At 59.6% G+C, this 12897-nt stretch carries 4 protein-coding genes; all 4 read left to right on the forward strand.

The window, feature by feature from the left end; translation table 11 throughout:
* The first annotated feature begins 103 nt into the window (after positions 1-103).
* From JKA62_RS03100 to JKA62_RS03115, 4 genes are read left to right on the forward strand one after another with little or no spacing between them, the layout of a single operon-like run.
* A complete protein-coding gene (locus JKA62_RS03100) occupies positions 104-4570 on the forward strand; it encodes a SpvB/TcaC N-terminal domain-containing protein (protein WP_201816297.1) in 4467 nt (1488 codons plus the stop codon).
* The gene (locus JKA62_RS03105) at positions 4567-7353 is read left to right on the forward strand and encodes an RHS repeat-associated core domain-containing protein (RefSeq protein WP_201816299.1); all 2787 of its coding nucleotides are present in this window, start codon (positions 4567-4569) and stop codon (positions 7351-7353) included. The genes JKA62_RS03100 and JKA62_RS03105 overlap by 4 nt, the downstream gene beginning before the upstream one ends.
* Before the next feature lies 1 nt (position 7354).
* Positions 7355-10189 carry an RHS repeat-associated core domain-containing protein gene (locus tag JKA62_RS03110; protein ID WP_201816301.1) on the forward strand — a complete coding sequence of 945 codons (2835 nt, stop codon included), beginning with the start codon at positions 7355-7357 and terminating at the stop codon, positions 10187-10189.
* A 6-nt stretch (positions 10190-10195) separates the two neighbouring features.
* Positions 10196-12871 (forward strand): RHS repeat domain-containing protein, encoded by a 2676-nt coding sequence (locus JKA62_RS03115; protein ID WP_011335683.1) that lies wholly within the window; start codon positions 10196-10198, stop codon positions 12869-12871.
* The last annotated feature ends 26 nt before the right edge of the window (positions 12872-12897 follow it).

Genomic DNA, 12897 nt, shown 5'->3' on the forward strand with positions numbered 1-12897 from the left:
TTTTTTTCGCCTGCCGTCAGTCGGCACCTGTCAGATCTGACAGGTGCCGCGGCCAACCCCCCACTGTTAGCGTGCAATCTGAACGTTCACAGGTTGCGTTGCCATGGCCCTTGATGCAGAGGCGCTCGTTACTCCTCCTTCCATTGCCAAGACAGCGTCCATTGCTACGAACGGGCGCAGTTGGGGAGAGATCGGTGCGACCGGGCAGCGGTCTTACACCTTGCCACTGCCGATCCTGAACGCCCGTACGCTCAATCCCGAGTTGCAGCTGGTTTATGACGGCAATGCGGGCAACGGCAAATGCGGACTTGGCTGGGATCTGTCGGTGGCTTCCATTTCGCGCAAGACCAGCAAGGGCGTGCCGAAATATGCAGCCGACGATGTCATGCAGGCTGACGGAACCGACCTGCGGCCCGAACGGACAACGCGCGGCAGGATCAAGGCAAAAAAGCGTACGCGCGGTAAAGGCAGGAGCGCCAGAACCTATTCAGTGGTGCTCTACATTCCACGTCTGGAAACGACATTCACCCGCTACGAACTCTGGACGCCCACCGATGGCGGTCATCCGTTCTGGGTGGTCTCTGGAGCCGATGGCACTCGATATTGCTATGGCAACACCCTGGATTCCTGCATCCATGACCCGGCAGCCCCGGCGCATATCGCTGTGTGGTTGCTGACGGAAGTCAGGAACCCCGTGGGCGAAAACATCTTTTACCAGTACAAGACCGACGACAAAACCACTGACGCCCGTTTTGACTACAGTGCTCAACGCTATCTGCGCCAGGTCTGTTATTGCAACAAGACCGCCAGTGCCGATCTGTACTGTCTTGATCACGCTCAACCCGAATTACTCGACTGGCTGTTCCGACTGATCATTGACTACGGCGAACGCGTCTCCGGGCATGACGATGTTCCACCGTACCCCGCCAATGAAGATGCCTGGACGGTGCGTTCCGATCCGTTTCGAATGCATCGCCATGGCTTTGAAGTCGGCACTCGGCGCCTGTGCCGACAGTTCCTGCTGTTCAATGCCATCGGCCCCGCTCCGGCGCTGGTCAATCGCCTGTTACTGGAGCACGAATCCACATCGCATCGATACAATCATCTGAAAGCAGCGCACTACATGAGTTACGACGCTACAGGTCACGTCAAACACATGCCGCCCCTCGAATATTTTTATGAGGCGCTGATACTCGACACCACCCCCAAACCCTTTCTGCAACTTGATCACATGCCCGGTCTCAACGACGGCCAGCCCTACCATTGTGTCGATCTTTACGGTGAAGCCCTGCCCGGTTTTCTCTGCCAGCACGACGGGGCCTGGTATTTCCGCGAACCCTTGCGCGGCACGCCCGGCACAGACGAAATCGTCTACGGCCCCTGGACCCTGCTGCCGCTGATTCCGAACGCCGACAGCAGCAAACCGGTGGTGCAGATTCTTACCGACCTCACCGGTGACGGCTGTCTGGACTGGGTCGTCGCGCAGCCCGGTGGCAGCGGGTGTTACACGCTCAAGCCGGATGGCAGCTGGGCGCCTTTCAAATCGTTCGACCAGTTTCCCGTGGAGTTTTTCCATCAACTGGCACAATTGGGCGACCTGCGCGGCGATGGCCTGGACTCCATGGCGTTGATCGGCCCGAACAGCGTGCGGGTGTATGCCAACCTGCGGGAAAAAGGATTTGCTCCCGGCCAGGATGTGCCCCATACCCCGGACAGATTGCCGCTGTTCGGCAATGCCCGCAGCGAACTGGTGTCATTCAGTGGCATGGGCGCCAGCGGCATGGAGCTGTGCCGGATCCGTCACGATGAAATCCGCTGCTGGGCCAGCCTCGGACATGGCCGGTTTGGAGAAGGTTTCAAACTGAGCGACTTGCTGTTCGACTATGGCAAATTCGATGCCGACCGGGTACGCATCGCCGACCTGGACGGCTCCGGCGCCCCGGCCTTCATTTACCTGTTTTCGGATTACTTCGAGATCTGGTTCAACCAGGGTGGCAACGGCCTGGCCCCGACACCCGTGCGTGTCCCGTGGCCTGCCGGCATTCGCTACGACAACCTCTGCCAGGTGACCTTCGCCGATCTGCAAGGCATTGGCTGCGCCAGCCTGCTGTTGACCAAACCCCACATGAAACCGCAGCACTGGGTGTATCACTTCGTCAGTAAACGGCCCTACCTGCTCACCGGCTGCAACAACAACATGGGCTACAGCGCCACGCTGCAACATCGCAGCAGTGCGCAATTCTGGCTGGACGAAAAACGCCGGGAACTGATGGCTCGCAGGCATCCGGTCAGCCGGTTGCCGTTTCCTCAGATGGTGCTCCACTGGCTGGAACAACTCGATGAAATCACCGGCAACCGCTTGAAGCAGTCATTCGACTATCAAGAAGGTTCCTACGACGGTATCGAACGGGAATTCCGTGGCTTCGGCCGGGTCTGTCAGATCGACAGTGAACTGGAACCTGGCAAGGCTGAAGACGGCCATACGGCGCCGATGAAGGTGACGCACTGGTTTCATACCGGTCAATGCACTGACCCCGTTTTGAAAGGTATCTGCGAACTCGACCCTGAAATCACATCGCTGGGCCCCACGGTCTTTTCAGCGTTCGATGCCAAACGCCGTAAAGAGCGCATTCGCAAGCGGCGCAAAGCCGAGGATGATCGCGAAACCGCCTACGCCCTTGCCGGTCGCCTGCTTCGCACCGAAGTCTGCCAGGCAGACGACCCCGCCCCCGCGCGCCTGTTCTCTCTGAGCGAAACGCGCTATCTGGTGCGAGAGGTGAACATAACTCCCTCCAGTCTGCTGGTGCTGGAACTGGAAAACCGCAGCCATCAATACGAACGCTTCATGGACGATCCACGCGTTGAACACAGGGTCAATCTGGCGTGGGACGAATACGGTCATCTGACACAAGGTTTTACCGTCGCTTGTGCTCGTCGCCGCACCGAGAATGACGAACCGCCCTTCGATCAGGAAGATCAACGACGCGCCTGGCTGGACAGCCACGATGAGCAACAGCAATGCTTTTATCTGACGGAAGCTCTCGCCGAATTCACTCACTTGACCAGTAACGGCCACTGGCTGCTCGGTTTGCCCTGCCGCCAGCGTGGTAATGCGATGAGGCTGCCCAAAGGCTCTCTGCCGGGCGGTTTGCGCGCAGCGGACATCAGTTTCGAAAATTTCGATCGGCATAAAGACAGCGCCGCATGGAAAGCCGCGCGCGAACTGACCTCGCTTTCGCAGCAGACCTATCTGGAGGCCGCCGGCAAAATGCTTTACCCACCTTTGGCAGGCCCGATGGAACAGGCTGTGTTCGACAAGAAAGCACTGTCTGCCTACGACGACGTCCCGATTGTCATTCGGGACGAGCTGATCAAGATCGGCTATGAGCCGATGAATCTGTTTCTCCCCGAAGATTCGGAAGAGGACAAACTGAAAAACCTGTGGTCATCCCTGAGCGGTTTTTTCACCTACGCCGATGCCAGCCAATTTTTCCACGTCACCGATGTGCAGCAGACCGCCAGCCATGGCGTGACGCACATCGCCTGGGACCCGCTCCATCTGGTGACCAAGACCCTCACCCTGCCGGACGGCTGCGCCACAATCATGGCATACGACTGGCACACCCTTCTGCCGTGCAGTGTCAAGGATGCCAACGAGAACATTCAGGAAGTGCTGTACGACGCAGACAGGCAACCCACCGCCCTCAGTTCTTATGGCACCGAAAACGGCGCTCAGGCCGGTTTCGCTCCCCTTTCCGCTTACCCGCCTCAGCCTGACCTGAGTGTCGAATACGCCCTCGCCAATCCGAAAACCGCCCTGGCATCCGCTGCCAGCGTGGTGCGCACCGACCTGCAAAGCTGGATGCCGGTACTCCCGCTCAAAACGCTGCCCATCAAAAGAAAGGAATGGATCGCCAAGGGGCTGATTCTGCCCGACGGCCACATCCGCGCCTCGGCCCTGCGCTGGCTGAACCAGCTGAAAAAACGCAGCACCAGCGAACAGGCCCTGCTCAAGTTCATCCGAACCACCCTCAAGCAGCCGGTACACAGCCTCAACCTGGTTGCCGACCGCTACCCCACCGACCCGCAGCAACAGATTCAAATGACGATCCGCTACTTCGACGGCTTCGGCCGCGCGCTGCAAAGCAAACAGCTCGTCCCGCAGGGCGATGCCTTTGTCGCCACCCCTGAGGATGACCTCGTGACCGGCGCCGATGGCAAACCGATCGAAATGCCGGCCACCCGGGGCTCGCGCTGGCGGGTGCAGAGTCGCGTGGAATACAACCACAAGGGCGAAACCATCCGGGTCTACCGCGCCTACTTCCTCAATACCCACCGCTGTATCAACGACAGCGCGATGCGCGAGCACGGCTATCACGACCGGATGTTCTACGACGCCTTGGGGCGGCCGATACAGACGATCAATGCGCTGGGCCACCTGGCGTTCGACCTCCTGCACCCGTGGTTCAAATGCAGCTACGACTTCAATGACACCGACGACACACCGGCGAGCAAGTCTGCGAAACCCGCCAAACAGCCCGTCAAACCTGCGAAGAAAGTCAAGCCATGAACGCCAGCGTGCACTGGCACACCCCGACGGTGGCCGTCAACGGACCGCGCGGCGAGACCTACAGACACATCGATTACCTGCGCAGGGTGGCTGGAGAGGATGTGCAGGCGCTCATTACCCGACAGCAATATGACGTTGCCGGCCGACTGGTCGCGCTGCGCGATCCGCGTCTGCCCACGCCCAATACCACAACGGTGCACAGGCTGGACGGCGTGGCGATCAGGACGATCAACGTTGACGGTGGCGAAAACACGGTGCTGCAGGGTGTCGGTGGCGAGCTTCTTCAGAATTGGGATGCTAACCGCAATCACCGGGAAATGACCTACGACCCGCAACTGCGTCTGCGGGCCGTCACGGAAAACGGTGCAGCGAACTTCGAAACCTTCCACTACCTCGACGCTTCGGCCGACCCGACACACAATCTGCGCGGACAGATGACGGCGCTGAGCGATCCATCAGGCACGCTCGCCCTCGACAGCTTCGGCATGCACGGACAGACGCTGGAAGAAACCCGCACCTTCAAGGACGGCAAAACCTGCACCAGCCGTCGGGTCTTCAGCGCCGTCGGCGCACTGTTGCAAACCACTGACGCCGGCGGGCACCTGCAACAGTCGACCTACGACATCGCCGGGCAACTCGTCCAGGTACAACTGCAACTCGACGGACAAGCCTTCCAGCCGGTTTTGAAAGGTGCGGATTACAACGCCGCCGGCCAGATCACCGAACAACGGCTCGGCAACGACGTGACCAACCGCTGGTGCTACCGGGACACCGACGGACGCCTGCTGCGACAGTACGCGCAAAAGGCTTCAGGGCAGGCGATTCAGGATTTCGGGTATGGATACGACCGGGTGGGCAACACCACCCGCATTGTTGACCACACCTACACACCGACATATTTCCGCAACCAGCGGGTCGACGGCCAGCGCACGTTTGACCATGACACGACTTATCAGCTGATCCGCGCCACCGGGTACAGCGACGCCCCGCCCAGAGACAACCCGGGCCGGCCTCAGCCAACCGACCCACGGGACCGGCGCAACTATGTCGAGACCTACGAATACGACGAAGGCAAAAACCTGACCCTGCTCACCCATGTCCGCGACGGCAGTGCCCATACCTTCGAGATGTGCATCGACCCGGGCAGCAACCGTGGTGTGCGCTGGAAACCGGGCGATCCGGCTCCGGACTTCCGCGCATTGTTCGACCGTGCCGGCAATCAGCTAGCGCTGCAGCGGGGTCAACCCATGCGGTGGAACAGCCGCAATCAACTGGAGTCACTGACCCTGGTGGAACATGCCAGCGGTCCACCTGACCAGGAGCTGTATCAATACAGCCAGGGCGCCAGGGTCTACAAACGCCTCGAAACCCACACTCGCAAGGTCAGCCATGTCGAGCAAGTGCACTACGTGGGCAATCTGGAGGTCCGCAGCAAAAGCTCGGGTGAAGAGCTGCACCGGATCACCGTAGCCACCGGCGTCGGCGAAGTGACATGCCTGCATTGGGTCGCCGGCAAACCGCCCGGCATCGACGCCGATCAGGTGCGTTACTCCCTGCCGGATCATCTGGGCTCAAGCGTGACCGAGCTCGACCAGAACGCGCGACTGATCAGCCAGGAAGGCTATTTCGCCTTCGGTGCAACCGCGTGGATGGTCGCAGACAAACTCGTGGAGGCGGATTACAAGTTCATCCGCTACTCGGGCAAGGAGATGGATCGCAGCGGGCTTTATCATTATGGGGTGCGGTATTACGCGCCTTGGCTGGGACGCTGGGTCAGCACTGACCCGACGGGAGATGAGGACGGGCCGAATCGATATGCGTTTGTCGGGAACAGCCCACTGCGCTACGTGGATCCTGCGGGAGGTACCAGGGCGGAGGCGACCATCATGCTGTACAACAGTTTTGTTTCCCAGGTGTCCGGGAATGCCGAATACACACTCCACAGGCTGCACAACATCATCAAGCAAAAAGGCTTCACACTAAGCCTGATGGCCAACGTGGCGGTCGAAGGCCTGAAAGGTGCAATCGGCTATGAGGCCGGCCTGATCGGCGGCGGACAAATCGACATGGTCATGCCGGGGTTCCCGACCACTACGCCTTACACCACACCCGGTGGAGTGATCGGCGGCAACATCGGGGGCGATGTGTCGGGAGCGATCGCAGACGTACCGTTGAGGAAGATGCCGTTCCATATCGGCCCGCTGATCCCACAGACCTCGAAACTGTCCGTGGCAGCGATTGACAGCGACCTCGGCATAACGGGTGCCGTCAAGGAAATACGCAACTGGAGCGATTTCAAGGATGAGGTCGTGCATCCGGCGCTCAACTCGGTGATCAACCCTTACTTCCTGATGAGCAGAGTAATGGGCTCTTGGATATCGATCATCCCCGCCGCTCTGGAGTTGTTTGCCCGGGCAATCGAGGTTGAGGACATCAAGAATCGCCTTGACCCGGTCAAGATCCAGAAGATCGAAGACATGCTCAACGGTTGGCAAACCGCTCTACAGGAACGCTCGACATGGGTCGAGAATGCCTTTGATGCATTAGGCAGCGACGTGCTCTATCCGGCGGATGTGCTTCCCAACGTCAACATGACGACCTCAAAAGACACGCTGGCACCGATCAGCAGAGCCGGTTTGCGGCAGCAAACCAGAGCCGTCATGGCGGATATCGCGCACGCCAAAAGAGGACTGGCCTACTACAAGGAGATGGGCACCACGGACAATCAATACTTGCTGAGCCAGGCTCATGTTAAATCGCCGTCCCGCAACCGGACCACGTGAAATGGCAAATAGCATTCACCTGCGCACGCCCTCGGTCACTGCCAATGATGGCCGGGGCCTGGCGCTCAGGCAGATTGCCTATCTACGCACAGTCCCAGACGGTCCCGTGGACACCCTGATCACTCGCTTGCGCAACGATGTTGCCGGGCACCCGATCGAGCAGCAGGATCCGCGTCTGTCCGTTGCCGGTCAGATAACCGTTTTTGCGCTGAGTGGCCAGCCACTCAAGGTCCGGAGTGTCGATGCCGGCACTAACGTGGTATTGCCCGGTCGGTCGGGAGAAGTACTTCAGCGCTGGGATGCACGGGACAATCACCGGTTCACGACCTACGACCATCAACTGCGACCGTTGAACGTCAGAGAAAACGGCACACCGGATATCGAGACCTTCACCTACGCCGACTGCTCGGCCGATCCCGGGTACAACCTGCGCGGACAGTTGATCGAACAGAGCGACGCGTCCGGTACCGTCGAGTTTCACAGCGTCGGGATGACGGGGCATGGATTGCGTGAAACCCGCACCTTTCACGATGGCAAAGCGTTTGTCAGCCGTCGCGCCTACGGCCCGCTGGGCACGGTGTTGACGCAGACCGATGCCGGGGGACACCAGCAACTGTCGACATACGACGTGGCCGGTCAACTCAATCGCGTGCAATTGCAAATCAACGGTCAGAGCACTTGGCAAACCGTGTTGCAGGATGCGCAGTACAACGCCTCCGGGCAGATCATCGAACAACAGGCCGGTAATGCCGTGATCAGTCACTGGCATTACCACGCCGACGGGCGCCTGCATCGCCACTTCGCGCATAAGGGCTCAGGACCGGTGCTTCAGGACTTCGAGTACAAATACGACCGGATGGGCAACATCACCTGCATTCTCGATCATGCCTACACGCCCACCTATTTCCATAATCAGCGGATCAATGGTCACCGCGAGTTAACTTACGACACCCTGTACCGGCTGATTCGCGCCACCGGTTACAGCGATGCCGCGCCCTCGGACAACCTCGGACGGCCGCAGCCGACCGCCCCCGATGACCGACGCAATTACGTCGAGCACTACAAGTACGACCACGGCGACAATCTCGTCAAGACCGTCCACGTGCGCGACGGCACCAGCCACACCGTCGAGATGTGCATCGACTCCGCCAGCAATCGCGGCGTGCGCTGCAAACCCGGTGATCCACCACCGGATTTCAGCCGGCTGTTCGACCGTGCCGGCAACCTGCAGGCCCTGCAACCCGGCGTCCTGATGCACTGGAACAGGCGCGGCGAACTGGACAAGATCACCCTCGTCGATCGCAATGGCGGCAGTGCCAATGACCAAGAGTATTACCGCTACAGCCAGGGCGAGCGGGTCTACAAGCGACACGACACCCACACGACAAAAGTCAGCCACTTCCATGAAGTGCGTTATTTGCCAGGGCTGGAGATTCGCACCCGGGACAACGGTGAGGAGCTGCACCTGATCAACCTGTCGCTGGCCAGCGGCAACGCGGTCTGCCTGCACTGGAAGGCCGGAAAACCGCCGCGGATCGATGCCGATCAACTGCGCTATACCCTCGCAGATCATCTGGGGTCGGTCTCGCTGGAACTGGATCGACAGGCGCAGATAATCAGCCGGGAAGGCTACTTGTCATTCGGTGCCACGGCCTGGATGGCGGCGCGTGCGCTGATCGAAGTGGATTACCGGTTCCTCCGTTACTCGGGCAAGGAAATGGATGTCACCCGGTTGTATTACTACGGCGCCCGTTACTACGCCTGCTGGCTGGGGCGCTGGGTCAGCGCCGATCCGGCAGGCCCTGTAGACGGGCCTAATCTGTACGCGTTCGTGGGGAACAACCCGGTCAATCACGTCGACGTCAACGGCGAAGCCAAAGTCAAATGGCCCACCGTGGCAGATATCAATGCAGGCGTAGACCGGATCATTGCCTCGCAAAACGCCAGCTACTCCAAAAACAGGCAGGCCATCGCAACGCGTCACATGAAAGACCAGATGAGCCAACAGGTGACGCGTCACATTGAAATACTCGGGCTCACCAAGGAGCGCGCAAGCGACGCTGCAAAACAACTCGACAGAATGGGTTCCGGTCTTGATGTGGCGCTTGCCGCAACCCGCAGAACCCTGACGCTGATCATCGGCAAGGGCATCAGCTATGGCGTGGGAGTCGGCGTCGGGATCGGCGCCCAGGCCCTGGGAGCCGTAGCGCCCGGCGTGGGAAATGTGGTGGGGGCCGGCTTGGGCATCGGCGCAAAAATTGCGGTCAGCGGCCTGATCGACTATGTGGCCGAACGAACGGGCATGAGCGCGCCGGTCAACTTGAAAACCAGCAAACTGACGGCGAAAAAGATCATTCAAAAAGCCGAATACAAGCAGATGGAGCCGTTTGAATATCTGAAAGCCAAATACCAGAACATGAAACCGGACAGCCAGAAATCCCAGCTGAAGTTTTCCAAGGAAGCTGCGACTCAGGCTTCCGGGTATATCTTGAAGTCGGCGCTGACCTCCATGCCTTCCGAAGCGGTCAGCGCTATCGGCACCGGCGTTGCTGTGCTGCTGGGATTGCCAGAGATTGTGGATGAAACCATGGGCGCGCTCTCGGACAAATCAGGCGCGAAGATGCTGGAGTTCGAACGCCAGATTCTTGGGCTCGTTGATGAGATCGAATCGAGCAATGCCACGATTCATGGATTTGCCAATGCACTCTCCACGACCAGTATCGGCGGGATTGACCTGGATGACCTGGATCGGCAGACAAGGCACATCACTGACATGCTCCATGGTCTGGCTGACACGGTTCGACACCACCGGGCCAGCCAAAAAGCTGCAGCGTGAACTCAAATGAACCCATCCATTGACTCGTACACACCATCAGTGTCGGCCACTCACCCTCAAGGTCAGGCCATCAGACAAATTGCCTACCTGCGCAAGGTGGCGGGCGAGGACGCGCAGGCACTCATTACCCGTCAACACCATGATGTTGGCGGACGAACCGTGACTGAACGCGATCCGCGTCTGTCCATTGCCAGTCAGGTGACCGTTTTTGCGCTGAGTGGCCAGCCACTAAGGGTCCAGAGTGTCGATGCCGGCACAAGCCTGGTTCTGCCCGGTCGGTCGGGAGAAGAAACTCGGCGCTGGGATGCACGGGGCAATCACTGGCTTACGACCTACGACAACCAATTGCGCCCGTTGACCGTTGAAGAGAACGGCACGCCGGATATCGAGACCTTCACCTACGCTGATCGCTCGGCCGATCCCGGACACAACCTGCGCGGGCAACTGATCCGGCGGGAAGATCCGTCGGGTTCCGTGGATGTTCGCAGCTTTGGACTGTCCGGTCAGGCACTGCGCGAGACCCGCACCTTTCACGATGGCAACGCGTTCGTCAGCGGTCGCCGTTATAGCCCGCTGGGCGCGGTGTTGACGCAGACCGATGCCGGGGGACACCAGCAACAGTCGACATACGACGTGGCCGGTCAACTCAATCGCGTGCAATTGCAGATCAACGGACAGACCACCTGGCAAACCGTGTTGCAGGATGCGCAGTACAACGCCTCCGGACAGCTCATCGAACAACAGGCCGGCAACGGTGTGACCAGCCACTGGCACTACCGCGCCGCCGATGGGCGCCTGCACTGTCACCGCGCGCAGAAGGGCTCGGGACCGGTGCTTCAGGACTTCAAGTATGAATACGACCGGGTGGGCAATATCGTCCGCATTCTCGATCACGCCTACACGCCGACCTACTTCAGCAACCAGCGGGTCGATGGCCATCAGGAGTTCGATTACGACACGCTGTACCGACTGATTAGCGCCACCGGCTACAGCGACGCCCCGCCCTCGGACAGGCTCGGTTTGCCCCAGTCGACCAATCCCGATGACCGACGCAATTACGTCGAGCACTACGATTACGACCACGGCGACAATCTTGTCAAAACCATCCACGTGCGCGACGGCACCAGCCACACCTTCGAGATGTGCATCGACCCCGCCAGCAATCGCGGCGTGCGCTGGAAACCCGGCGATCCGCCGCCGGATTTCAGCCAACGGTTCGATCCTGCCGGCAACCTGCGGGCCCTGCAACCCGGCGTGCCGATGCACTGGAACGCCCATGGCGAACTGGACAAGGTGACGCTCGTCGATCGCAACGGCAGCAGCGCCAACGATGAAGAGTATTACCGCTACAGCCGGGGCCAGCGGGTCTACAAACGCCACGACACCCACACAACGAAAGTCAGTCACTTTCATGAAGTGCGCTATTTGCCGGGGCTGGAGATCCGCACCAAGGACAACGGCGAGGAGTTGCACGTCATCACGCTCGATATCGGATCTGGCGCAGCGCGCTGCCTGCACTGGAAGAAGGATCCGGCAAAAATCGGTGCCGACCAGCTGCGATTCACGCTGCCGGATCACCTGGGTTCGGCTGTCAGGGAACTCGATGCACAGGCGCGATTGATCACCGACGAGCGCTATCTGCCATTCGGCGGCACAGCCGTTTATACCAGGCACTCCGCCGTGGAGGTCGATTACAAGACCGTCCGTTACTCGGGCAAGGAAATGGATGTCACCCGGCTGTATTACTACGGCGCCCGCTACTACGCCGATTGGCTGGGGCGCTGGGTCAGTGCCGATCGGGCGGGCACTGTCGACGGACTGAATCTCTATGCGTTCGTGGGGAACAATCCGATTATCCATGTCGACAAAACGGGCAATGTGAAGGTGCTTTTTGATGTGGCGAAAGGCTTTATCGGCGTGCTCGACAAAGCGGCAACCGCAGCAGGTCAGTTGGACTACCTTGCGAGAGAATTCGACGGCCTTGTTCCCGAAGACGCCGACATCAACGAACTGCGCGAAAGCATCACTTTTGGCACATTCATGAAGTCCCGGCACGGGATCAAATCTGCCCTCTACGGCGCGGCAAAAGGTGCGGGTGTCGGCGCGGTTTTAGGCACCGCTTTACCGGGTATTGGCAACCTGATCGGCACAGCCGTGGGCACGCTCGTCGGGGCCATCGCTTTTCCGCTGTTGCGTTACCACTTTTTCAAAAAAAGCCTGAAGGCCGTGGAAACCCTTCGCACCCGGGAAATCGCCGCGGGAGTGACAGCTGTCGCCGATACCGCAGCCAATGTTGTGGAAGGGACGAAGAACCTGATCAACGGTGCCGGTGAACTCCAGCAGAGGATCAAGGCTGCAGCTGACAATCTCGGTTCTTATCCGCAACGGCTTCAGGAAATGTTCTATCGTCAGCTGGATGACCTGATGGGCGATCAACAACGCGAAGTCATGAAACTGCTCAAAACCGGGCTCGATCCGTTTGACGCCATTGATCAGGTATTGAGTACCGCGCGCCAGCTTGTCGACTCCCCGAGCGAAGCAGACGGGGTAACGGCACGCTTGGCCGAACTGCTCCAATCGGCACAGCAAGACAGTCATCGGCCACTGAAAAAGCCGATCCCCAAACCCAGGACAAAAATGCAGCCGCAATTGCAACGCAGGATGAGCGAAACGTACGTCTGAGTCGCTTCGACAATACGCCGTACCGA

Origin of the sequence: Pseudomonas sp. B7, from assembly GCF_016735645.1 — a bacterium.
Taxonomy (GTDB): domain Bacteria; phylum Pseudomonadota; class Gammaproteobacteria; order Pseudomonadales; family Pseudomonadaceae; genus Aquipseudomonas; species Aquipseudomonas glycinae.